This window comes from Kaistella haifensis DSM 19056 (assembly GCF_000735695.2).
GTDB lineage: Bacteria > Bacteroidota > Bacteroidia > Flavobacteriales > Weeksellaceae > Kaistella > Kaistella haifensis.
In genome coordinates, this window is the sequence record NZ_JASZ02000018.1 from 1 (window position 1) to 22500 (window position 22500).

The 22500-nt window shown below is 36.3% G+C and carries 24 protein-coding genes and 1 rRNA gene; 10 read left to right on the forward strand and 15 right to left on the reverse strand.

The genetic code is table 11. The features are described 5' to 3' along the window. Positions 1–189 precede the first annotated feature (189 nt). Positions 190–297 (forward strand): 5S ribosomal RNA (gene rrf, locus AP75_RS08935). Between the two features lie 140 nt (positions 298–437). On the opposite strand, the gene AP75_RS08940 is transcribed toward rrf, so the two are convergent. Continuing rightward, positions 438–902, reverse strand: coding sequence for a DUF2059 domain-containing protein (locus AP75_RS08940; protein WP_031501581.1), 465 nt, complete (start codon positions 900–902; stop codon positions 438–440). Between the two features lie 3 nt (positions 903–905). Further along, positions 906–2393 (reverse strand): histidine ammonia-lyase, encoded by a 1488-nt coding sequence (gene hutH, locus AP75_RS08945; protein ID WP_031501576.1) that lies wholly within the window; start codon positions 2391–2393, stop codon positions 906–908. 128 nt (positions 2394–2521) lie between these two features. On the opposite strand from hutH, the gene uvrC reads away from it, so the two are divergent. Next, positions 2522–4324, forward strand: coding sequence for an excinuclease ABC subunit UvrC (uvrC, locus tag AP75_RS08950; RefSeq protein ID WP_088264355.1), 1803 nt, complete (start codon positions 2522–2524; stop codon positions 4322–4324). A 12-nt stretch (positions 4325–4336) separates the two neighbouring features. Here uvrC and AP75_RS08955 read toward each other — a convergent pair whose 3' ends face one another. From AP75_RS08955 to AP75_RS08965, 3 genes are read right to left on the reverse strand one after another with little or no spacing between them, the layout of a single operon-like run. Continuing rightward, positions 4337–5086 carry a hypothetical protein gene (locus tag AP75_RS08955; RefSeq protein ID WP_143755847.1) on the reverse strand — a complete coding sequence of 250 codons (750 nt, stop codon included), beginning with the start codon at positions 5084–5086 and terminating at the stop codon, positions 4337–4339. 25 nt (positions 5087–5111) lie between these two features. After that, a complete protein-coding gene (locus AP75_RS08960) occupies positions 5112–6194 on the reverse strand; it encodes a putative type IX sorting system protein PorV2 (RefSeq protein ID WP_031501579.1) in 1083 nt (360 codons plus the stop codon). Continuing rightward, on the reverse strand, positions 6194–7081 hold the full coding sequence (locus AP75_RS08965) for a DMT family transporter (RefSeq protein ID WP_031501580.1): 888 nt from the start codon (positions 7079–7081) through the stop codon (positions 6194–6196). The genes AP75_RS08960 and AP75_RS08965 overlap by 1 nt, the downstream gene beginning before the upstream one ends. Positions 7082–7443: 362 nt before the next feature. Here AP75_RS08965 and AP75_RS08970 point away from each other — a divergent pair, with 362 nt between their 5' ends. After that, a complete protein-coding gene (locus AP75_RS08970) occupies positions 7444–9072 on the forward strand; it encodes an acyl-CoA carboxylase subunit beta (RefSeq protein WP_088264359.1) in 1629 nt (542 codons plus the stop codon). An 18-nt stretch (positions 9073–9090) separates the two neighbouring features. Then, entirely contained in the window at positions 9091–9696 is a 606-nt protein-coding gene (locus tag AP75_RS08975; RefSeq protein ID WP_031501798.1) for a hypothetical protein, read from the forward strand. Between the two features lie 42 nt (positions 9697–9738). Here AP75_RS08975 and ygiD read toward each other — a convergent pair whose 3' ends face one another. Together ygiD and AP75_RS08985 are read right to left on the reverse strand one after the other, a co-directional pair. After that, on the reverse strand, positions 9739–10566 hold the full coding sequence (gene ygiD, locus AP75_RS08980; RefSeq protein ID WP_088264361.1) for a 4,5-DOPA-extradiol-dioxygenase: 828 nt from the start codon (positions 10564–10566) through the stop codon (positions 9739–9741). Positions 10567–10648: 82 nt separating this feature from the next. Continuing rightward, positions 10649–11158: a YceI family protein gene (locus AP75_RS08985; RefSeq protein WP_088264363.1), complete on the reverse strand. Its 510-nt coding sequence runs from the start codon at positions 11156–11158 to the stop codon at positions 10649–10651. A 270-nt stretch (positions 11159–11428) separates the two neighbouring features. On the opposite strand from AP75_RS08985, the gene AP75_RS08990 reads away from it, so the two are divergent. Further along, complete coding sequence (locus tag AP75_RS08990; protein WP_088264365.1) at positions 11429–13567, forward strand: S9 family peptidase; 2139 nt, start codon at positions 11429–11431, stop codon at positions 13565–13567. Positions 13568–13640: 73 nt separating this feature from the next. Here AP75_RS08990 and AP75_RS08995 read toward each other — a convergent pair whose 3' ends face one another. After that, on the reverse strand, positions 13641–14189 hold the full coding sequence (locus tag AP75_RS08995) for an L-threonylcarbamoyladenylate synthase (RefSeq protein WP_031502075.1): 549 nt from the start codon (positions 14187–14189) through the stop codon (positions 13641–13643). A 101-nt stretch (positions 14190–14290) separates the two neighbouring features. On the opposite strand from AP75_RS08995, the gene AP75_RS09000 reads away from it, so the two are divergent. Continuing rightward, positions 14291–14539 carry a VF530 family protein gene (locus AP75_RS09000; protein ID WP_031502076.1) on the forward strand — a complete coding sequence of 83 codons (249 nt, stop codon included), beginning with the start codon at positions 14291–14293 and terminating at the stop codon, positions 14537–14539. A 1-nt stretch (position 14540) separates the two neighbouring features. Here the strand turns inward: AP75_RS09000 and AP75_RS09005 are convergent, their stop codons facing one another. The 6 genes from AP75_RS09005 to gldB all read right to left on the reverse strand — a co-directional run bounded on the left by AP75_RS09005 (position 14541) and on the right by gldB (position 18877). Beyond that, positions 14541–14915: a YchJ family protein gene (locus AP75_RS09005; RefSeq protein WP_031502077.1), complete on the reverse strand. Its 375-nt coding sequence runs from the start codon at positions 14913–14915 to the stop codon at positions 14541–14543. Positions 14916–14955: 40 nt separating this feature from the next. Beyond that, positions 14956–15393 carry an IS200/IS605 family transposase gene (gene tnpA, locus AP75_RS09010; protein ID WP_055041481.1) on the reverse strand — a complete coding sequence of 146 codons (438 nt, stop codon included), beginning with the start codon at positions 15391–15393 and terminating at the stop codon, positions 14956–14958. Positions 15394–15635: 242 nt separating this feature from the next. Beyond that, the gene (locus AP75_RS09015; protein ID WP_088264367.1) at positions 15636–16139 is read right to left on the reverse strand and encodes a DinB family protein; all 504 of its coding nucleotides are present in this window, start codon (positions 16137–16139) and stop codon (positions 15636–15638) included. A 168-nt stretch (positions 16140–16307) separates the two neighbouring features. Further along, positions 16308–17447 (reverse strand): cystathionine gamma-synthase, encoded by a 1140-nt coding sequence (locus AP75_RS09020; protein ID WP_088264369.1) that lies wholly within the window; start codon positions 17445–17447, stop codon positions 16308–16310. A gap of 87 nt (positions 17448–17534) precedes the next feature. Beyond that, positions 17535–17861: a gliding motility protein GldC gene (gene gldC, locus AP75_RS09025; RefSeq protein WP_088264371.1), complete on the reverse strand. Its 327-nt coding sequence runs from the start codon at positions 17859–17861 to the stop codon at positions 17535–17537. A 35-nt stretch (positions 17862–17896) separates the two neighbouring features. After that, a complete protein-coding gene (gldB, locus tag AP75_RS09030; protein WP_088264373.1) occupies positions 17897–18877 on the reverse strand; it encodes a gliding motility lipoprotein GldB in 981 nt (326 codons plus the stop codon). Between the two features lie 125 nt (positions 18878–19002). Here gldB and AP75_RS09035 point away from each other — a divergent pair, with 125 nt between their 5' ends. From AP75_RS09035 to AP75_RS09050, 4 genes are read left to right on the forward strand one after another with little or no spacing between them, the layout of a single operon-like run. After that, entirely contained in the window at positions 19003–19533 is a 531-nt protein-coding gene (locus tag AP75_RS09035) for a GNAT family N-acetyltransferase (protein WP_031502335.1), read from the forward strand. An 8-nt stretch (positions 19534–19541) separates the two neighbouring features. Then, the gene (gene nadE, locus AP75_RS09040; RefSeq protein ID WP_088264375.1) at positions 19542–20333 is read left to right on the forward strand and encodes an NAD(+) synthase; all 792 of its coding nucleotides are present in this window, start codon (positions 19542–19544) and stop codon (positions 20331–20333) included. A 28-nt stretch (positions 20334–20361) separates the two neighbouring features. After that, entirely contained in the window at positions 20362–20871 is a 510-nt protein-coding gene (locus tag AP75_RS09045) for a ribonuclease domain-containing protein (protein WP_088264376.1), read from the forward strand. Positions 20872–20902: 31 nt separating this feature from the next. Continuing rightward, positions 20903–21193, forward strand: coding sequence for a barstar family protein (locus AP75_RS09050; protein ID WP_031502334.1), 291 nt, complete (start codon positions 20903–20905; stop codon positions 21191–21193). 78 nt (positions 21194–21271) lie between these two features. Here the strand turns inward: AP75_RS09050 and AP75_RS09055 are convergent, their stop codons facing one another. Next, the gene (locus AP75_RS09055; RefSeq protein ID WP_088264378.1) at positions 21272–22492 is read right to left on the reverse strand and encodes a hypothetical protein; all 1221 of its coding nucleotides are present in this window, start codon (positions 22490–22492) and stop codon (positions 21272–21274) included. Between the last annotated feature and the right edge of the window lie 8 nt (positions 22493–22500).

Below are 22500 nucleotides of genomic sequence, written 5' to 3' on the forward strand. Positions count from 1 at the left end.
GTAACAGCATAGCCGAGTAGTACTAATTACCCGTAGATTTATAGCCTAATAAGGCGCACCGTAAGTGCATCAAAGGTTTACTCTTTGTGAAAGTTTTTATCGATAAATAGACATCAGATGTAAGACATCAGAAATCAGACCATAAAGTCTGAAATCTCTTATCTGAAATCTGCCATCTAAATACATATTTAGGGTGGTTTTAGCAGAGGGGCTCACCTGTTCCCATTCCGAACACAGAAGTTAAGCCCTCTAGCGCCGATGGTACTGCGAAAGCGGGAGAGTAGGTCGCCGCCAGTTTTTTTTAAAGCTCAATCATTTTTTTGATTGAACTTTTTTTTGTGCCTAAATTACTACTATTAAAAAATAATAGAAGGTATTATACTAAAAACCCCTTCGATTAAGATGATCGAAGGGGTCTTTATAATCTGCTATTCTACTTATTTAGTATTCATCGGAGGTGGTGAGGAATATTCTACTTTCGTAGAAACCGAAACTTCTTTTTCAATTTTTTGAGCCAATTCAATACCCCATTTTCTTCCAACTTCCATACTTTCTTGAAGGACTGTAGGCATTTTTTCAATCATCTTCTTTCCGGTCGATGTATTGTAAAAATTCAAAAGATCGACAATTTCCTGCTCTGTAAAATGTTTTGAATATACAGGAACCAGCTTTTGCACGAGTTCATTATAGTCAACATGTTTTAAGGAATTATCCCAATATTCTGACGAGATTTGTGGATTATTTTGTTTGTAATAGTTTATCATATACTCAAATGATGTTTTCATCGCTTGAGTACTGCCCATTGTTTCTAGCAATTCGGCAATTTTGACGTCTTTGCTAGATTGTGCATTTGTAAAAACTCCGAACACCAGAAAAGCGATTGCTAAAATATTTTTCTTCATCTTTTAAATTACTTCAAATTTTCTTTCACGAATTAATTCAGCAATAGCCAACATATCTTCGCCTATAAGTCGGTCATCTTCTAATTTTTCCACTTTTGTGCGGATGAGAGCGTATGCATTTTCAACATATTTCGAACATTTTGCGGGTCTTCGGAATTCTAATCCTTGCGCTGCAAACATCAATTCTACCGCGAGTATATTCTCTAAATTTCCTAAAACCTGATTGAATTTTCGTCCCGAAATACTACCCATCGAAACATGATCTTCTTGCCCTAAACTTGTCGGAATAGAATCCGCGGATGCCGGAAAGCATAAAGTTTTATTTTCGGTAACCAACGCAGCAGAGGTGTACTGTGGAATCATAAAACCTGAGTTTAAGCCCGAACTTTCGGTTAATAATCTTGGTAATCCAAATTTACCTTCAAGGAGCAAATAGCTTCTTCTGTCAGAAATATTTCCGAGTTCCGCTGCTGCCAAAGTGCAATAGTCTAACGGTAAAGCGAGCAATTGACCATGAAAATTACCGCCTGAAATAGATTCTTCAGCACTTAAAACAATTGGATTGTCGGTAACTGAATTTAGTTCTATTTCAGCAAGATTTTTCAGGTGCTCGTACGCGTTTCGGCTTGCGCCATGAACTTGTGGTACACATCGCATAGAATAAGAATCTTGTACGCGATGACAAAATTCGTGTGCGTGTAGATTTTCAGAATCTTTCAAGAATTTTAGCATTCTGGCTGCGACTTTTTTGCTACCGGAAAAAGGGCGAATATCGTGAAGTTCTTTTTTGAAAGGACTTGCGCTTCCTCGATATGCTTCTAAACTTAAAGCTGCAGTTAAATCTGCCAAATCAAGAAGATATTCGAATTTATTTAAACCTAAAATTGCATGAGCCAAGATAAATTGAGTCCCATTGATGAGTCCTAGACCTTCTTTTGGTCCTAATATTAAAGGTTTAATTCCTTTTTCAGCTAAAACGTCAGCCGTATTTCTGATTTCATTATTTTGCCAAACTTTTCCCAGTCCTAAAAGTGGTAAAACTAAATGAGCCAAAGGCGCCAAATCTCCGGAAGCTCCCACGGATCCTTGTTCTGGTACTACCGGAATAATATCCTCTTGAAGCATGAAAATTAATCTTTCAATAACTTCCAACGAAACTCCCGAAAATCCCTTTGAGAGGGCATGAATTTTCGAAATCATCATTACTTTTGAAAGTTCTTTCGCAATAGGTTTTCCAACGCCCACTGCGTGAGAAATAATTAAATTATGTTGAAGTTGAGCAGTTTCTTCCTCAGATATTTTCACATCGCATAAAGGTCCGAAACCTGTATTAATCCCATAAACAGTACGATCCGACGCGACAATCTGTTGCACGTTTTGCTGCGATTGCAGGACTTTTTGTTTGGATTCTTTGGTAAGTTTTGCTTTTTTGGGATCATCAAGGATCGCCATGATATCAGAAATTGTAAAGGTATCGATGCCGTAAATCATGAATATAAAATTTGCTTAAAAATACAATTATTTGCATAAAAACCTAAATCTTCTTTGCAGGTTTAAAATGATCTTATCTCCATCATAATCGATGACCAAATCAAAAATCAATTCCTTATTTTTGTAAGATGAATCCCGACCTTGAACTTCAACTCAAAACTTTGCCTTCGGAACCCGGAGTTTATCGTTATTACGACAAGAATAATCAGCTTTTGTATGTAGGAAAAGCCAAACATTTGAAGAAAAGGGTACTTTCTTATTTTAACAAAAATCTTTCAGGTTACCGAACCCGCATTATGGTTGGTAAAATCCATCGCTTGGAAACCACGATTGTTCCTAGTGAATATGATGCACTGTTGCTTGAGAATAATCTTATCAAAGAACATCAGCCATTTTATAATGTGATGTTGAAAGATGATAAATCGTATCCGTGGATTTGCATTAAAAATGAAGATTTTCCGAGAATATTTTTGACCAGAACAAAAATTAAGGATGGTTCGGAATATTTCGGACCTTACGCAAAAGTTCGTCCTGCGAAAGTTTTGCTCGATACCATTAAACATATTTACAAAATCCGCACCTGTAATCTGAATCTAGCTCCGGCAAAAATTGCAGAAGGAAAATATAAGGTTTGTCTGGAATATCACATCAAGAACTGCGAAGGTCCGTGTGAAATGCTCGAAACCAAAGAAAATTACGACCAGAAAATTGATGCAATACGGGGAATTATCAAGGGAGATTTCCGTCAGGCGAAAGAGTATCTGGTAAAGCAAATGACAAGGTATGCTGAGAATCTTGAATTCGAAAATGCCCATATCATCAAGGAAAAAATTGATCTCCTCGAAAATTATCAGCACAAACACACCGTGGTGAATCCAAATATTGATGATGTAGATGTTTTCGGGATGACGAGTGACGAAACTGCGGCGTATGTAAATTACTTCAAAATTCAGAATGGAAGCATCATCCAAAGTTTTACCACAGAAATTAAAAAAGTGTTAGAAGAAACTGATGAAGATATTTTGGAAGAAGCCATGATAGAAATTCGTCAGAAATTTAATTCTGATTCCAAAGAAATATTGATCCCGTTTCATCTGAGTCTGGAAATTCCCAATGTAAAATTGATTGTTCCAAAAGTTGGCGACAAAAAAAGAATCGTAGAACTATCTGAAAAAAATGCGAAAGAATACCGGATTGAAAAACTGAAAGCAGTACAGATTATAGATCCGGAACGTCACACCAACCGCATCATGGCGGAGATGCAAAAACTTCTGAGAATGCCCGAAGAACCGCGTCATATTGAAGGTTTCGATAACTCGAATATTCAGGGAACTAATCCTGTTTCTGCGTGTGTAGTTTTCAAGAATGGAAAACCAAGCAAGGAAGATTACCGTATTTTTCACCCAAAAACGGTGGTGGGACCGGATGATTTTAAAACGATGGAGGAAGTGATTTATCGCAGATACAAACGGCTTCTTGATGAAAATGATCCGCTTCCGCAACTGATCTTAATTGATGGAGGAAAAGGGCAGCTTTCCTCGGCGGTGAAAAGTTTAAAATTGCTAGGACTTTATGGAAAAATCACGATTATAGGCATTGCAAAACGCTTGGAAGAAATTTATTTCCCTGAAGATTCTATTCCTTTATATTTAGACAAAAAATCGGAAACGTTGAAAGTTTTGCAAAGAGTGCGCGATGAGTCGCATCGTTTTGGAGTGAGACACCACCGAACGCGAAGAAAAAATTCGACGATTAAATCTGAACTCGAAGAAATTCCAGGAATTGGCGAAAAAGCGATTAAACTTTTGCTCTCTAAACTGAAATCGGTGAAAAGGGTGAAAGAATCTTCCAGAGAAACTTTAGAGGAAATTTTGGGAAAAAGCCGTGGTACAAAGGTTTGGGAGTTTTTTAATCCTTCCGAAAACGGATAATTTCCAGACGATTTATTTCTTCAGAAACTCTTCTTTTGTATAACTTCCATCGGAATTAGGAATTTCAATCACGATTTTTCCGTTTTCCCAATAACCCAAAGTGTGGCTTCCATTTTCCAGTTGAACGTGGTAAACATCTTTTTTCGTAGATGTTTTAAAAATGGCAAAAGGAACGGAATTGTTTGGATTGGCAAGGATAAATTGATTTGGAGAAATAGTGATTTTGTTGAAAGTGAAAGTTCCGTTGCTGAAACTTTCTGCTTTGTTTTCTGTTGGAGCTTCGTTTTTTAGATTAGAATTTTCTGCTTTGGTTTCAGGTTTTTTTTCAGAAATTGGTTCCGATTTTTCTTTTATAATAGTTGTTTCAGTACTTTTTGGAGCTGAAACTGCAACATTATTTAGAGCAAACTGCAATGCTTCCTTCATTCCCGGTTCGAATTCTTTGATGCCCGATTTTCCTTCGTAGTTTGCAATCACTTTATCATTACAATCTTTAAAACTAAGCTGCACTTTATTTTTTATAAAATTGCTCGTATCCGAGACTTCCGCTTTAAGCATTTCGCAGCTAAATTCGGCTGCATTTTCTACGATGACGAACTTTTTTGCTTTCAATTTGCTTTTCAAGACATCTTTCAAACCATATTTGTTGGCCTTTGCATCAGCGAATTCTTTCGGAATGTAGATAGATCGATAATCTGAAATATTTTGGCTAAAAGCCGTTGTGAAAATCATCAACAAGGAAAAAGACATCAATTTTTTCATGAATAAAATTTTAATTAAAGATAAATTAATTTCTGAAATCTCCCATATCAAGTTTCAGGGAAAAGAAATTGGAGAAGAAATTAGAGCCTCCAACTCCGGAATTGGTAATTGCATAATCCAAAGTTAAACCGTGATATTTAATGCCGATTCCGCCACTTGGCTGAAAAGAAACTTTACGTTTTAAATCTTCCATATCTGTTACCGTTTGGAAGCGATTTACTCCTAAACGCACAAAAATCATATCTTGAAATTTCAGTTCAGCTCCGGCATATGGGGTGATACTGGCAAAATCTGTGGAAATTACTGCTGCTGTTTTTGCGAAATCGATGTTTAGACCAGCTTCTGGTTGCAATGTCAAATCTCGGTTGATTTCGAAATTTCTACTTATTCCTACATTGAGTTTTGGCATGGTGATTTCCATCTTATCTTTTGGAGCAGGGTTAAATTCTTCGCCATTTACCACTGCGGAAAGCTCTTTTTGGTTTACTGTCCAGAAATTAACGGTGGTAGTTGCATCTCTCAACATCGCTCCATAATTCCATCCGGAATCGGCATTATAGAGAACTCCGGCATCAAATCCGAAACCGTAACCGCTCGCAAATTTTCCCACATTTCGATATACCAATTTGGCATTCACCCCAACAGAAAGCCGATGATTGCCACCAGGACGAAACGCATAAGAAAGTAACGCTGCATAATCGGATTGGGAAAAACTGGTAATCTTATCGTAGTCAATATTTCCTTCAGAATCAATCATTTGTGTGGTGTTCAAAATATTATCAACACCTAGTCGAACCACGGAAATGGCAAAAACACCACTGTTATTATCTAAAGCTTTTGCATAAGCCAGATAATCATATTTTGCGATAGATTCGAAATATTCGGCGTGCATCGCTGCTCCTTGCCAATCTCTGTCGACTCCTATCAAACCAGCTGGATTCCACATCGGAGCATATACATCATTTTGGTTGGTAATTACTGCCCCGCCCATTGCAAGGCCTCTCGCGCCGGCTCCGATATTGAGAAATTCATTAGAATATTTTCTGATGATTTGCGCATCGGAAAATATACCGTAAAAAATAAAAAGGGTAAAGAGTATTTTTTTCATCAAATTTCTATTTTTTTATTGGCTTTTCTTGCTTTAATGATGCCATTTGCAATAATTGCCAAAATCATTACCGACGAAGCGGCATAAAAAATCGGGCTCATTTCTTCGGATTCTCCAAAGATAAAAAACGCAAGGATAATTCCGTACACGGGCTCTAGGTTTACCGTAAGAATGAGGGTGAAAGGAGAGATGTATTTCATCAGTTTCACCGATTCCAACATCGGAAATGCCGTAAAAAGACTTGCCAATAATATGATTAACGCTAAATCGCGGTAACTTATTTCATAGACTTGCGAAAGTTGGCCTGTAAAAAGATAAAATACCGAAAGAATTAGAAATCCTGAAAATATTTCGTAAAAAATGATATTTTCGGCAGAGGTTTTTCCGTAGATTTTTCCATTGAAAACTGAAAATATAGTTCCGAAAAGTGCTGCCAACACCCCAAAAAAGATTCCTACTTTATAATGAAACTCTGTTTTGAAAATAAGTCCCATACAAATCACGATTACGATTCCCATGATCACTTCAGAAATATCGATTTTGCGCCGGAAGATTATGGGTTCCAAAATAGCTGCAAATAGCGTGGAAAGCGACAAACAACTTAGCGCAATCGCCACATTGGAAACTTTGATTGAATAGAAAAAACATAACCAGTGAAACGCCATGAAGCCACCAATTACTGCCAATTGTAAGAACAGCTTTTTAGAAATTTTTAAGCGAACTTTCTTCACGAAACGGATGAAAATATATAAAAAAACCGCTGCAAAAAACATCCTGTAAAAAACCAAGACATGAGCATTGGCATGAATGAGTTTTCCTAAAATGGCGGTGAATCCCCACAAAAAAACAATAAGATGTAAACGAAATAGCGCAGAATTTTTGAACACAGATTTTTTAGATTTTATTTCTTGCAAATCTACAATTCCGTTTTAAATTATAGCAAAATTATCCGTTCAATTCCCGATTATTCCATAAAAAACCCCAAAAATCTTTGCAACTTTTGGGGTCTTCAAATAATAAACTATTAAAAAAATAAACTAGGAACCGGTTTGCTCAAACAAAAACCAAGAAACTATTTTAGGATTTCATTTCTATAAACGAAAAATCCGGAAAAATATTTTACAGAAATTATTTTTATATTTATTTTATGATTTAATTAAAATATTGAGATTCAGAATGTTAAACTCTGAGATTATTCTGCAAAGAAATATCCGCAAAAAACTTATCTTTAGACAAATTTTTTTCAACAATGGATTTAGAATTTAATAAAAGAGAAGATAAAAACAAATTAAAACTCGCAGAAATCAACCGATTGCTTGCCGAAATAAAGAAAGGAGGCGGTGAAAAACGTTTACAAAAACAAAGAGACGAAGGAAAACTAACTGCTCGCGAGAGAATTGAATATTTACTCGACAAAAATTCTGAATCAATTGAAATCGGCGCTTTTGCAGGTTTCGAAATGTATGAGGAACAAGGTGGTTGCCCAAGTGGAGGCGTGGTTGTGGTGATGGGATATGTTTCCGGGAAGCAATGTTTGGTGGTTGCCAATGACGCTTCGGTGAAAGCTGGCGCGTGGTTTCCGATCACGGCGAAGAAAAATCTCAGATCTCAGGAAATTTCGATGGAAAATAAGTTGCCTATCATTTATCTTGTGGATTCTGCGGGAGTTTTTCTGCCGATGCAAGATGAAATTTTCCCGGATAAAGAACATTTTGGACGAATTTTCCGAAATAATGCCAAGATGAGTTCAATGGGAATTATTCAGATTTCTGCGGTGATGGGAAGTTGTGTTGCCGGTGGCGCGTATCTTCCGATTATGAGTGATGAAGCGATGATTGTGGACAAAACTGGATCTATATTTTTGGCAGGAAGTTATCTCGTGAAGGCTGCAATTGGCGAAACCATTGATAATGAAACTTTGGGCGGAGCAACTACCCATTGCGAAATTTCGGGCGTTACCGATTATAAAGCGAAAGATGATAAGGATGCACTCGATAGAATTAAAAATATCATGAAATCGATTGGCGATTACGAAAAAGCCGGTTTCGATCGAATAGAAAGTGCACCTCCGAAAGAAAAAATTGAAGATATTTTCGGACACATGCCGGTTTCTCGAGCGGATCAGTATGATACTTTTAACATCATTAAATGTTTGGTTGATCATTCCGAATTCGAAGAGTACAAGCCCGATTATGGCAAATCGATTATTTGTGCAACCGCAAGAATTGATGGTTGGAGTGTAGGAATTGTTGCTAACCAAAGAAAACTGGTGAAAAACGGAAAAGGGGAAATGCAGTTCGGAGGCGTAATTTATTCCGATTCTGCGGATAAGGCAACAAGATTTATCGCGAATTGTAACCAAAGAAAAATCCCGTTAATTTTCTTGCAAGACGTGACCGGTTTTATGGTTGGGTCGAAATCTGAACACGGCGGAATCATCAAAGACGGAGCGAAAATGGTGAATGCAGTTTCAAATTCAGTCGTTCCGAAATTTACTGTAATTACTGGGAATTCGTATGGAGCAGGAAATTACGCAATGTGCGGAAAAGCGTATGATCCAAGGTTGATTGTAGCTTGGCCATGGGCAGAACTTGCGGTGATGGGTGGTGCACAAGCAGCAAAAGTTCTTGCACAAATACAAACTTCGACTTTAAAAAAACAAGGAAAAGAAATTTCAGAGAAAGAACACCAGGAAATTCTGGATTCAATCGCAAAAAAATATCAGAAACAAACCGAAGCTACGTACGCAGCTGCAAGATTGTGGACCGACGCAATTATCGATCCTGTTGATACCAGAAAATGGATTTCAATGGGAATTGAAGCGGCAAATCACGCTCCGATTACCGAAAAATTTAATTTGGGGGTAATCCAGGTTTAATCATTAAAAAAAATTAGCATGAAAAAGTTTTTACTATTTTTTGTAGTATGGAATGGTATTTTGTCTGCTCAATGTACCATCACCGGTGCAGAAGCTATTGAAGTTGGAGAAAAACAGATTTATAAAGTAACTGCACAAGGCGATGCTTGCGCAGATTGTTATGATTGGAGTTATCCTGATGAAAAGATTATTTTCGAAGCAGAAACCAACAAAAGTGAAATTAAACTAAAAGGATCGGTTCCCGGAGATGCTGTATTTTCGGTAAAAATTAATGCAAAAAATAATCCTTTAATATGCAGCAAACAAATTACAGTTATCGAACCTGCTACCAAATTCAGAGCGGGCGATACTGAGAAATGTGAAATTCCGGTTACGGATTTCAAAGAAATAAAAGTTGGGGACAAGAAGGTAGCTTTCGAAGCGGTAGCAGCCGAAGAAAATTATACTTATCTCTGGACCGCTTTTTACAGAGATGGAACTCAAAAAAAATCGACGGATCGGAAGCCGCAATTCGAAGTTACCAATGATCATGTGATCGATAAAGTAGAAGTTCAGGTAACCTTAAAGACCTGTACCAAAAAGATTTCGAAATCTTATCATTCCAATTTTTGGTATTTTTTCTAATAAAAAAAGAGACTGTCACGAAAAGGCAGTCTCTTTCTTTTTTTATCCGATTTTCACACTGGTCATGCTCAAACTTCCGCCGATGAGTTCGTCATTAAACAACGAAAGCGAATCAGATTTTTCTTTTAAACCTAAAGAATAAATCAAAGGTAAATAATGATCGGGAGTTGGTACCGCTGTTTGCAGTGCAACTCCGTGTTTTTGGTAATCTATTAAATTCTGAAAATTACCATCCAAAAGCCAATTGTTGGTTTTTTCGCGAGCTTCAATTGCCCAATCCCAACCTGCTCCAACAGTGTTGATGTTTTTCCAATCCACCATTCGGAGGTTGTGAACGATATTTCCACTTCCTATGATCAGGATTCCTTTTTCTCTCAGTTTTTGGAGTTTTTTGGCAAGATCAAAATGATATTGAGGTGGCTTGGTATAATCGATGCTCAGCTGAATCACAGGGATTTCAGCATCCGGATAAAGATGTCTAATAACACTCCAAGCTCCGTGATCCAAACCCCAATTGTGGTCTTCTTCTACAATTTCCGGGAGCAGAAGGGTGGCGGTTTCGCGGGCAAGTTCCGGACTTCCCGGAGCGGGATATTCTACCTCAAAAAGTTCTTTCGGAAAACCATAAAAATCGTGGATGGTTTTGGGCATATCCATCGCCGTTACAAAGGTTCCGTTGGTAAACCAATGCGCAGAAATACAGAGAATTGCGTTGGGTTTAGGAATTTCTTTGGAGATATTCCGGAAACCCTGTACAAACTGATTTTCTTCAATTGCATTCATCGGGGAACCGTGGCCCAGAAAGAGAACAGGCATTTTTTCAGTATTTTGAAATTGGCCTGAAATTTTGGTTAAATCGTTGATATTCATGATATATTCTTATCTAAAAAAATCAAAGTTCATCACAAGAAATCCCGGATGAACTTTGAAAAAAAATAAACTATGAAATTATTTACGCTTTCACGTATTGCAGTTCCCCTGCAATTTTCACTTCATCGGAAACCATTACGCCTCCTGCTTCCAGTGCAGCATTCCAGTTCAGTCCGAAGTCGCTTCTTTTTATTTTTCCTTCAAAAGAGAAACCTGCTTTGGTATTTCCCCAAGGATCTACATTAATTCCTCCGAATTCTACGTCTAAAGTAACCGGTTTTGTAATACCATTAATGGTTAAATTACCAGTAATTTCATCATTTAAAGAATTGGATTCAAAAGTAATCACAGGATTTGCGGCAACATTGAAAAATTCTTCACTTTTCAGGTGGTTGTCACGATCGGCGTTGTTGGTATTTACAGAATCTGTTTTAATGATAGTTTTTACCGTAACGTTTTTAAAAGTATCATCTTCACTTTCCAATTCCGAGGTGAAATCAGTGAAAGAACCTTTTACGTTAGAAATCATCATGTGTCTTACTTTGAAAGTAATTTCGCTATGAGTTGGGTCTAAATTCCATTTTGTAGCCATAATTTTTTATTTTTTTGATTAATATTTAAATTTCTTGATGCAAAGATAGTTCAGTCTGTCAACTCGCTACATTGATGTAGGTTAAGAAAGTATTTTTTAATTTTTTTTAATGGTATAAAATTTTTCATTAAAACCTTAATTTCTTTATTTAAATTAATTGAATATAAAATTGCAGCATTTTATTGATTAGCAGTGGTATTCCAACTAATCTTAACATTTTTTTAACAACTCGTTTTTATTTCTTACTTTTAGCCATCTAATTCTTAAGTAATGAAATTCTCAAAATTTTCTTTATTATTCCTAGTTGCAGGAAGCTCTTTATTTGCTCAAAGCCAAAAATTCACCATCGCAGAAGCAGTAAATGGTTTGAGGAGCAATCTCGCAACTAAAAACATTTCCCAATTTTCTTGGAGTGATGATAACAAATCCTTTTATCAATCAACTAAAAATGCGTATTTAACCACTGAAGTTGCCAATTTGAAACAGGATACTTTGGTTTCCCTTTATCAAATTAATAAAAATCTTGCACCAAACCTCCAACTGAAAAGTTTTCCAAGAATTACTTTTATCAATGGAAATAAAGGATATTTTACCCAAAATTCTCAGTATTTCTGGATTGAAAAAACCGGAAAAGATTGGAAAGTAAAAGAATGGATTGCGCTCGACAAAGCTGCGGAAAATGTAGAAATTCTCGGGAATAATCAAGGTTTTGTTTATACTATTAATAACAACCTTTATTTAAATTTAAACGGAAAAATCACCGCAATTACCAATGATGAAAACGAAGATATCGTCAACGGACAAGCGGTTCATCAGCGCGAATTCGGAATTGACAAAGGAGTTTTCGTGTCACCGGACAATTCGAAAATTGCATTTTACAGAATGGATCAAACGATGGTCACTTCTTATCCAATCATCGATTGGAGCGTAACCCCTGCGGTCAACAATAACATCAAATATCCTATGGCGGGAGCGCTGTCGCATCACGTTACTTTAGGAATTTTCGACATTAAATCCGGTAAAACTACTTTCTTGAAAGTTGATGGCGATCCGGAGCAATATCTCACCGCAATTACTTGGAATCCGGATTCGAAATCGGTTTTTGTGGGAGTTCTCAACCGTGATCAAAATCATTTGAAGATGAATCAGTACAATGTTGCTTCAGGTGATTTAACGAAAATAATTTTTGAGGAAAAATCTGAAATTTATGTGGAACCGCAACATCCTTTGTTATTTTTTCCGAATTCTACCACCGATTTTATTTGGCAAAGTCAGCGCACCGGTTACAATCATCTTTTTCATTATAATTTAGAAAAAGGTTTGGTTGCGCAATTGACTAAAGGCGATTGGTTGGTGACTGATGTTTTGGGATTTAATGAAAAAAAGAAAGAAATTTATTATACTTCAACTCAGGAAACGCCTTTGGAAAGGCATCTTTATAAAATCAATTGGAGCAATTTCAAAACACAAAAATTGGATGCCGAAGCCGGAATGCACTCCGGAATTCTTAGCAAAGATGGTTCTTGGTTGTACGATTCTTTTAGCAACGCTAATTCGCCAAGAGTTGTAAATTTAATCAATACCAACACCACGAAATCTAAAAATATTTTGACATCCGAGAATACTTTAAAAAATTATCAGAGACCGGAAATTAAAAATGTAACCTTAAAAGCCGATGACGGAACTCCACTTTACGGAAAAATAATTTTGCCAACGGATTTCGATCCCAACAAAAAATATCCAACCCTTGTTTACCTGTACAACGGTCCGCATGTGCAGTTGGTAACCAACAGTTTTCCGGCATCCGGGAATCTTTGGTACGAATTCATGGCGCAAAGAGGATACATCGTTTTCACCATGGATGGAAGAGGATCTGCAAACCGAGGTTTAAAATTTGAACAGGCCGTTTTCCGCCATTTGGGCGAAGTAGAAATGAAAGACCAACTGAAAGGCGTGGACTATTTGAAATCTTTACCTTATGTAGATGCCGATAAAATGGGGATTCATGGATGGAGTTTTGGTGGTTTTATGACGACGAGTTTTATGCTTAAACATCCGGAAGTTTTCAAAGTTGGAGTTGCGGGTGGACCGGTAATCGACTGGAAAATGTACGAAATTATGTACACCGAAAGATACATGGATTCGCCACAAAATAATCCTGAAGGTTACAAGCAAGCCAATCTTTTGGATAAAGTTCAGAATTTGAAGGGCAAACTATTAATGATTCATGGTGCGCAAGATAATGTCGTGGTTTGGCAACATTCAATGAAGTTTCTGAAAGCTGCCGTGGATAATGGTGTTCAACTGGATTATTTTGTTTATCCCGGCCACGAGCACAATGTTTTAGGGAAAGATCGGGTACATTTGATGCAGAAAATAACCGATTATTTTGATGAATATTTAAAGTAAGAAAACGCAAAAATCCGGAGGTTAATTCTGCCGGATTTTTTTATTGAATGATTTTAAAAATTGTGAATTTGAATTACTCACGCAACACTTTCACGCGGCCATCGTTCCACATTCGGATAATCGAAGAGCCTGCATATTCTGAGATTTTGTCGTGGTTTTCATCTGAAATTGCATCTACAGAATTGATGATTTCATCGTTGATGTCCGAAAATTTCATCGGAGATTTGTCGCCACTTAGATTTGCTGATGTAGAAACCAGCGGTTTGTTCAGTTTTCCGATGAGTTTTTTCAGGTAATTATCCTTCACCAAGCGAATTCCGATACTGCCATCTTCCGCAAGAATTTCTTTAGGCAAACCTTTCGGATTGTCGTAAATAATCGTCACTGGCTTTTCCGATAAATCCATAATTTCCCAAGCCAATTCCGGAACTTCCACCAAATCTTGCAAACGCTTTTCGTTTTCCACCAAAATAATCATTGACTTGTTTTTTTCACGCTTTTTAATTTCGAAAATTCGGTTGATTGCTTCAATATTTGTTGCGTCACAGCCGATTCCCCAAATCGTGTCGGTAGGATAAAGAATGGTGCCACCGGATTGTAAGGTATTGATGAGATTTTGCATGGATTTTTGTTTATACTAATGTTGCCACAAATTTACAATATTTGCAGAGAAAAAAGTTTTAAACTTAACATTAAATTTTATCAGTATTTTTACCAATAATTATGGAACAACAATCGAAAGATCCTTTACACGGAAAACGTTTAGACGCAATTTTAGAAGAATTGCTCGAATATTACGGAGGTTTTGAAGAGTTAGGAAAACAAATCAACATCAAATGTTTCACCGATAATCCGAGCATCAATTCCTCGCTGAAATTTCTTAGAAAAACGGATTGGGCAAGGGCAAAAGTGGAAAGTCTTTATCTCTACGTTTTAAGACAGAAAAAGAAGCAGGAGAAACGGAATCAATAAATTAATCCATAAATTTTCCGGAAACATAATACCATCTTCCGTTCAAATTTTTAAAAAGCGAATGTTCATGATGAATTTGCGGTTTTCCATTTTCATCATTATAGTAAGCATTAAATTCTACTTGGTTTAAAGTTGATTTCAAGATTTCCAATTTCGTCCATTCATTGATTTCTCCCCATTCCTGCAAATCTTTTTTGTTATGGAATTTTTTTTTTGTAGAGAGCGTTGTTTTCATTAAATATTCCCCATTCGGAATTGCAAAAGCCGAAAATCTCGAACGCATCAAAGCTTCCGCAGTGGGAGCGTGTTGTTCTCCCGTGTGAAAGGGTTTACAGCAATTTTCGTAAAGTTTTCCGGAGCAACAGGGGCAGTTCATATTTCTTTGCTGTATTTATTTCAATTAAGATTTAGATAAACTATGTTGTTGAATTTTGAAAATTATATTTTTCTATAAATTCTTGGTATTCTGTTGAAAAAGTTTTTTTTAGATGATGTTTTTCCTGATTTTTAATATAATTTCTCATATTTTCAACCATCGATTCAGAAACAGATACGGCAAAATATTCACTTTGCCAATTGAATTTTTCTTTGGTTAATTGATTTTTGTTAATCCAATGCGAGCTTTCACCTTTGATTAATTGAACAACAGTCTCGATATTTTGATTTGAACTTAACGAAATCAAGCAATGACAATGATCTGAATATCCATTAATCATATCAATAAAAATGCCTTTTTTGGTAGCATTTTCCTTAATATGTTTCCACACAGAAACCCTCAATTCTTTGGAATTAAGAAGTGGTTTTCTTTCTAAAGTTGAAAAAACAATATGTACATAAATTTTAGTAAATGACATGACAATTGGTTTATTCAAATATAGAAAATTTTGTAGGTTTTGGCTAAAGCCAAATTTAGAGTTCACAAAAAAAACGGGCTAAAGCCCGTTCCTATTGAATTTCGTAAATCTTCTAAGCGAAAAAATTATTAAAATTTCAATCGAATTTTAAGTTTCTGATTAAAAAAACATCAATAGGGGTGGGCTTTAGCCCACCTTTCAATTTGCGGATTAATTTGGCTTTAGCCAAAACTTATAAAAAATTAAAATTTTGATAAATACCTCTCCTCAATAATATTCAAATGGTGAATCGTATGACCTACTATTAATTTCCCTATCGTTTCTACCGAAATTTCATTTCCGTTCGCAACTCCTGTTTCCGAAAGTTGAATTTCATTTAAATTTTTGAAAAAAAGACTTGAAGATTTTCTCACTGTTTCAAATTCATCGATAAGACTTTGCAACGATCTCTCAGTAGAAAAATAATGTTTTGCGTAGGTTTCTTCATCCCAACCCGGAAGATCGGTTTTGTCTTTTCTGGCAAAACGAAGAGCGCGGTAAGCGAAAATTCTTTCCGCATCAATTAAGTGTTGCAAAAGTTCTTTCAGGGTCCATTTTCCTTCCGCATAAGCGAAATCTGATTGTTTTTCTGTTAAATATGAATAAAGTGAAGCGGTCTTTTTACCTGTTTTTTTCATTTCTTCCAGCCAATTTTCAGTTGGAATAAGGTCTAAATATCGTTGAATGTATTTTTGAAATTCTGTCATTAGTGAACGATAAAAAAACCACAAAAGTCACAAAAGCTTAATTACATGAAAGCCGTTTTATTTAACTTTTTAAAGTAAAAATAAGTTCAACTTTCTGCGCTTTAAAAAGAATTAATTCATCTTTTCAAAAAACAACTTTTGTGACTTTGTGGTTAAAAAATATTAATGTTAAGAAAAAGCTTTTTCCAAATCTGCAATCAAATCCGCTTCATCTTCAATGCCGACACTTAGTCTTACCAAATCGTCGGTAATGCCCAATTCTGCACGTTTTTCTGCAGGAATCGAAGCGTGAGTCATCAACGCAGGATGATTTGCCAAAGATTCTACACCGCCTAAAGATTCTGCCAAAGTGAACACTTTCACTTTTTCTAAAAATTTGATGGCATCTTCTTTTTTTCCAGATTTAAAGGTGAAAGAAACCATTCCACCGAAATCTTTCATCTGTTTTTTTGCCAAATCATGTTGAGGATGAGATTCCAAACCTGGATAAATCACTTTGTCCACGGCTGGATGAGATTCCAGATATTTTGCAACAGCCATTCCGTTTTCCGAATGTCTTTGAACTCTTAAAGCCAAAGTTTTAATGCCTCGAAGCACCAAATAAGAATCGTGTGGACCGAGAATTCCGCCGCTCGCGAACTGAATGAAATGTAATTTCTCTCCCAGTTCTGCAGTTTTTGCAACCAAAGCACCGGCAATTACATCGGAGTGCCCGCCGAGATATTTTGTCGCCGAGTGCATCACGATATCGGCGCCTAAATCAATTGGTCTTTGTAAATATGGAGTCGCGAAAGTGTTATCAACCGCGACCAAAATATCTTTTCCTTTTGCTAAGTCGGTCACTGCTTTGATGTCAACCAATTTCATCAGTGGATTTGTTGGAGTCTCAATCCAGATTAATTTAGTTTTATCATTAATTAAATCTGAAATTTTCGAAACATCATCAAAATTCACGAAGGTAAATTTCAGTTGGTATTTTTCGAAAAGTCGGGTGAACATTCGGTAAGTTCCGCCGTAAAGATCGTCAACCGCGATAACTTCATCGCCCGGATTTAATAATTTAAGAACACAATCAATTGCCGCCAAACCGGATCCGAAAGCCAAACCTCGCGCGCCGTTTTCAATGCTTGCCAAACTGTCTTCCAAAGCTTGTCTGGTAGGATTTGCCGCTCTGGAATATTCGTAACCGGAATGAATTCCCGGCGATTTCTGCGCATAAGTTGAGGTTAAAAATACAGGTACATTCACCGATCCTGTCGCGGATTCGTGGTGTTGCCCACCGTGGATTACTTTGGTATTAAAATTCATGATATTTTTTATTATTCAATTTGAAGTTTAAATCATCTGGAAATACTGAATTTGCATCTTTTAAATGATTTATTTTTCAAATTTGTTTTACATTTTTATAGCTGATCTTTGGGCAAATTCTTCTGCAATTTCCTCCATCCATGCGGCTACATCTTCCTCACCGGTGGCTCTTTGGTAAGTGTGGCTCATAGAAATAAGGATTTGGTGAAGAAACATTTTCATTTGATCAACCGGCATCTCTTTCGTCCAAAGATCAATTCGTAGGGCTTCCATTTTTTTGTCGTCCCATACTGAAATCATGGTGGCTTTGGTTTCTTCTTTTTCTATTCCGCCGTCTTGTGCGTGCCACATCATTTTTTCGGGAACGTGGTTTTCGTCAAGCTCTACATCTATGGTGATTTGGGTTTTTTTCATGTCTTTTTTATGAGAATTAAAGGGCTTTTCAGCAATTAATTTTTAGGTTTGTATTTACTTTTGTTAAAGATTTCCTGCGCATCCATTTTTAGGAAATCTGCCAATTTTACTTCCGGATTTTCCTGGAAAAATTTTCTGCAGATCTGCCATCCGGTAAAAATACCAATTTGTGGCGATGAATCGTTGTCGATTTCGGTATAGAATTTCGAGAAAGGTCCAGGATTGATAAATCGCTCGTTCAATCGCAAATCATCGCTGAAAACCAAGTTGTTTTCTACAAAATAATTCCAAATATTCACCTCGTTTTCTACCGCCCATTCGTATTGTTTTTGGGTGTAGTTCATTTTCAAATAATCGGGAAAACTCGGTAAAAATGCATCCTGAAGGGTTACTATTTTTCCGTTATAAATTAATTCATCAATAAATTTTTGATTTTTAATGTTTCGTGGAACAAAAGACTGCGCGAAAACTTCCGAAACTTTCGGAACTATGTTTTGCGGATTCATCGATTTCTGGAAATAAAGTTCCAAACCTTGATAATTTGGATTGTTTTCTCCCATAAATGCAGAAATATCGATAAACAACATATTTTCTTCAGGTTTATAGAAAATAGGTTCCATAATTCCTTGCAACGCCGATGAATAAAGATATACTTTCGGGGCGATAAATTCCGGGAAATAATGATGAATGTGAGAAAATAAACTCGATAAATCTTTGTTGAGTTTGGCAACATCGATTTTTGCAATGGCTTCTTTGTAAATTTTGGCTTCGTTGGCGTCCGCTCTTCGCACCGCATAATCTTCATCAGAAACGGTTCCCTGAAACCAAGGAAATTTATTTTTAAAATCTTCTAAAGGAACATTGGGATCGTAAAATAGCCTGGAAATATCGACGATTTCTATCTTTTTTGTGGAATCTTCTATTTCGATTTCCCAAATGTTTTCAGGATTTTTTTTGCAGGCAACTGCTCCAAAAACGAAAATACATGAAAACAATAAATATCTAAAAAACTTCATTATTTTTACATCAAAATTTATGTGGCAAAAATAAGGATATAAATATAAACTTATGCTGAAAAAGGTTTTTTTTGAAGTGATGCAAGTTATATTTAACTAGGTACAATAAAATATATTTAAAAATCATGGAGGTCCATATCGAAACAGAAAGACTGATTCTTCGAAAATTTGCAGAAGAGGATATCGAACGTCTTTTTTTGCTAGATTCCAATCCGGAAGTGATGAAATATATTGGAATGCCACCACTTTCTGCAGTTGAAGAATCCAAAGAAGTGGTAAAGATGATCATGCAGCAATATGAAGAAAATGGAGTTGGAAGACTTGCTGTGATAGAAAAGCCAAGTGGACTTCTAATTGGTTGGAGCGGACTAAAATTAAATACTTCATTGGTGAATAATCATCAAAAGTTTTATGAGCACGGTTACCGATTTCTGCCAAAAACTTGGGGAAAAGGTTATGCTACCGAATCGGGAAGAGCATCTTTGAAATATGGTTTTAATGATTTGAAAGTGGAGATAATTTATGCTTATGTACATTCTCACAACGAAGCTTCAAATCAGGTTTTAAACAAACTTGGTTTCGAGAAAACAAGTGAATTTACGGAACCGGATGGAGTTTGTTTCTGGTATGAATTAAAGAAAGAAAATTTTAAGTAATAAAATACATGCAAAAAGAAAAAATAACAGAAAAGATCGTAAACTGGCTGAAAGATTATGCCGAAAAAGCACATGTGAATGGTTATGTAATCGGGGTTTCCGGAGGTGTAGATTCCGGTGTGGTTTCTACGCTGTGTGCGATGACTGGCTTAAAAACACTTTTGATCGAAATGCCGATTCATCAAAAGGAAGATCAGGTAAGTCGCGCGTTGGATCATATCGAAAATTTGAAATCGAGATTTCCAAATGTGGAAGCTATTTCAGTGAATTTAACTAGCACTTTCGATGAGTTGTATAAATCTTTTAATGTAAAAGATGGAGATTTTCCTAACGAAAAACTTGCTTTAGCCAATACCAGAGCGCGTTTACGAATGCTTACCTTATATTATTTTGGGCAGCTGAATGGTCTTTTGGTTTGTGGAACCGGCAATAAAGTGGAGGATTTCGGGATTGGTTTTTACACCAAATATGGCGATGGTGGAGTAGATGTTTCCCCAATTGCGGATTTGTACAAAACGGAAGTTTATGAACTTGCGAAGCATTTAAATCTAATAGAATCTATCCAAAACGCTATTCCTACCGACGGTTTGTGGGATGTGGACAGAACCGATGAGCAACAAATTGGTGCAACTTATCCGGAGCTAGAAAAAATTCAGAAAGAATGGGGAACAAAAACTGAAGCGGATTATTCGGGAAGAGATTTGGAAGTGTATAAAATCTTCAGCAGAATGAATAAAGCTGCACAGCACAAAATGCAACCCATACCGGTTTGCGACATCCCTGAAGAGTGGAGGAACTAAGATTGACAAACAATTTTAACCCATTAAAATGAATAAAAATAGCGCGAAACTGGCTCTTTTTTTCATCATCGGAATGCTAAGTGCATTTCTGGTTATGTATCTGATTGGTAATTACAGAATCGAAAAGAGAAACCAAGACTCGGAAATTGCTGAAAATACCATTGGAAAAGATGAAAAAGCTAATCGTGAGGAAATTTCACTTGAAGAACATTCGATTCAAAATTTAACCAATGAAGTTAAAGTCATCAATTATGTAAAATCTAACCACGAATTACCCGAATATTATATTACTAAAAGTGAGGCAAGAAAGCAAGGTTGGGTTCCTTCTGAAGGGAATCTTTGCGATGTTTTGCCGGGAAAAGCCATTGGTGGTGATAAATTCAGTAACCGTGAAAAAACTTTACCTTCCGGAAAACAATATTTCGAAGCCGACGTAAATTACAATTGCGGAAACCGGAATGCCGATCGCATCGTTTTTACAAAAGAAGGTGAAGTTTATCTCACAAAAAATCATTATAAAAGTTTTCAAAAACAATAAAAAACAGATTTCTTAATCTAAAAATAATTTCATGACAAATACGGTATATATCGACTTCGCAGAGCTTGGTGACTATGATGATTTCTATGTTCAATTAAAAGAAAAGCTGAAGCTTCCGGAATTTTTTGGTGATAATTTGGATGCATTGTACGATTCCATTACGGGGTTTGTCGCATTACCACTTCATTTGGAATTTGTAAATATGAGTGTGGAACAACTCGAAACCTTCGAAGATTTATTGGTCACTTTAGAAGATGCCGATGACGAATTGGACGATTTCACGTTTGCTTATTATCTGGAACAATATGAAGATGAGGAATAGGATTTTTTTTAATAAATTTAAATCAAAAAACCACCTGAAAGCAGGTGGCTTTTTTTTGATATGAAAGAAAAGAAGAACTTATTTCAATGCAGCTAAAAGATCTACACCGTTTACATTTGCCCAATTTCCTGTAGTTAATGTTACTTTTTTCACATTAGAATCGCTGGTGAAAGTTTTCCCTCCATTCGGAGTAAAGGCATATCCCCAAACATTTAGGTTATCAGAATTCACATGGTTAGCAGGCTCTACTTTAATTTTCCCTTTGTTTACTTGCTCAGTTTCTGTTGCCGAATCTTGGATTAAAACAGCGTAAGCATTTTTGCTATCAGTGTTTTTGTATCCATCCATATACACGTTAGAGAAAATTCCAGAACCATGTTTTTTGAATTGAATTGCGGTAATTTCTATAGAACCAGCGGTTTCAGGTTTTGTACCAGTTTCGCGAATAAGGGTAATGTTATTAATTTTTGGAGCTGTATTATCAGCATTTCCTGAAGATTCAATTTCCATTCCGAAATTTCCGATAGCTGTTTGGAACGCAAACCAGTTGCTGTTGCTTTGTCCACTCCAAGAATCTTGCCAGTCGAAAGAATCATCATAATTTCCGTAAGAAACCAAGTTTTTTCCGCTTACTGTACCACCAAAAAATTCATAACCATCATCTGTTCCTTTATAAGAAACTAGATTTTCCAACACTGTACCAGCTCCTACAGCATAGAAAGTCATTGAATTGGTTTCGGATGTTCCGTCTCCAATTTTTTTACCACCGTATTCAACTCTTACATATTTTAAAACACCTGAATTATCATTAGGGTTATCTCCACCATAATAAACATTGTTTCCGTCTTCCGAAAGGGCTCTTGTAGCTCCGTTTATAGCTTTGATAGGTGCATTACCGTATAGAGTAACTCCTCCCCAGTCACCAGGTTTTTTGTTGTCTGAAGTGAATACAATTGGCTCAGATGCAGTACCTTCAGCTAAAATTTTACCACCTTGTAGTACTACCAAACTGCTTCCTACAGATGTTTTTGCGGTGAAAGTTGCGCCAGCTTCTATAGTAAGAGTGATTCCTTCAGGAACTTTTACGATTCCTTCTAGTGTGTAATTTCCTTTTTTTACTAATGTATTTTGAGTTAAAGTTCCGGTAAGAGTTCCTGTTCCGTTCAATACAGCTCCTGTAGTTCCTGTATTGGTTTGCCCGTTTCCATTAATATCGGCATCTTCACGGATTTCTACCGTACAAGATGTTACCGAAAGTACCATTGCTAAAGTAAGTAATGATAAGATGTGCTTTTTCATATTATTTT

Bases quoted from the DNA above. Each gene is read 5' to 3' on its own strand.
- AP75_RS08975 (WP_031501798.1), top strand. From the start codon at position 9,091: ATGAAAAAGTTTTTACTATTTTTTGTAGTATGGAATGGTATTTTGTCT.
- AP75_RS08955 (WP_143755847.1), bottom strand. From the start codon at position 5,086: ATGAAAAAATTGATGTCTTTTTCCTTGTTGATGATTTTCACAACGGCT.
- AP75_RS09055 (WP_088264378.1), bottom strand. From the start codon at position 22,492: ATGAAAAAGCACATCTTATCATTACTTACTTTAGCAATGGTACTTTCG.
- AP75_RS08940 (WP_031501581.1), bottom strand. From the start codon at position 902: ATGAAGAAAAATATTTTAGCAATCGCTTTTCTGGTGTTCGGAGTTTTT.
- tnpA (WP_055041481.1), bottom strand. From the start codon at position 15,393: ATGTCATTTACTAAAATTTATGTACATATTGTTTTTTCAACTTTAGAA.
- AP75_RS09045 (WP_088264376.1), top strand. From the start codon at position 20,362: ATGAATAAAAATAGCGCGAAACTGGCTCTTTTTTTCATCATCGGAATG.
- AP75_RS08985 (WP_088264363.1), bottom strand. From the start codon at position 11,158: ATGGCTACAAAATGGAATTTAGACCCAACTCATAGCGAAATTACTTTC.
- gldC (WP_088264371.1), bottom strand. From the start codon at position 17,861: ATGAAAAAAACCCAAATCACCATAGATGTAGAGCTTGACGAAAACCAC.
- uvrC (WP_088264355.1), top strand. From the start codon at position 2,522: ATGAATCCCGACCTTGAACTTCAACTCAAAACTTTGCCTTCGGAACCC.
- hutH (WP_031501576.1), bottom strand. From the start codon at position 2,393: ATGATTTACGGCATCGATACCTTTACAATTTCTGATATCATGGCGATC.
- AP75_RS08990 (WP_088264365.1), top strand. From the start codon at position 11,429: ATGAAATTCTCAAAATTTTCTTTATTATTCCTAGTTGCAGGAAGCTCT.
- gldB (WP_088264373.1), bottom strand. From the start codon at position 18,877: ATGAAGTTTTTTAGATATTTATTGTTTTCATGTATTTTCGTTTTTGGA.
- AP75_RS08960 (WP_031501579.1), bottom strand. From the start codon at position 6,194: ATGAAAAAAATACTCTTTACCCTTTTTATTTTTTACGGTATATTTTCC.
- AP75_RS09015 (WP_088264367.1), bottom strand. From the start codon at position 16,139: ATGACAGAATTTCAAAAATACATTCAACGATATTTAGACCTTATTCCA.
- ygiD (WP_088264361.1), bottom strand. From the start codon at position 10,566: ATGAATATCAACGATTTAACCAAAATTTCAGGCCAATTTCAAAATACT.
- AP75_RS09005 (WP_031502077.1), bottom strand. From the start codon at position 14,915: ATGAACTGCCCCTGTTGCTCCGGAAAACTTTACGAAAATTGCTGTAAA.
- AP75_RS09035 (WP_031502335.1), top strand. From the start codon at position 19,003: ATGGAGGTCCATATCGAAACAGAAAGACTGATTCTTCGAAAATTTGCA.
- AP75_RS09050 (WP_031502334.1), top strand. From the start codon at position 20,903: ATGACAAATACGGTATATATCGACTTCGCAGAGCTTGGTGACTATGAT.
- AP75_RS09000 (WP_031502076.1), top strand. From the start codon at position 14,291: ATGGAACAACAATCGAAAGATCCTTTACACGGAAAACGTTTAGACGCA.
- AP75_RS09020 (WP_088264369.1), bottom strand. From the start codon at position 17,447: ATGAATTTTAATACCAAAGTAATCCACGGTGGGCAACACCACGAATCC.
- AP75_RS08995 (WP_031502075.1), bottom strand. From the start codon at position 14,189: ATGCAAAATCTCATCAATACCTTACAATCCGGTGGCACCATTCTTTAT.
- AP75_RS08970 (WP_088264359.1), top strand. From the start codon at position 7,444: ATGGATTTAGAATTTAATAAAAGAGAAGATAAAAACAAATTAAAACTC.
- nadE (WP_088264375.1), top strand. From the start codon at position 19,542: ATGCAAAAAGAAAAAATAACAGAAAAGATCGTAAACTGGCTGAAAGAT.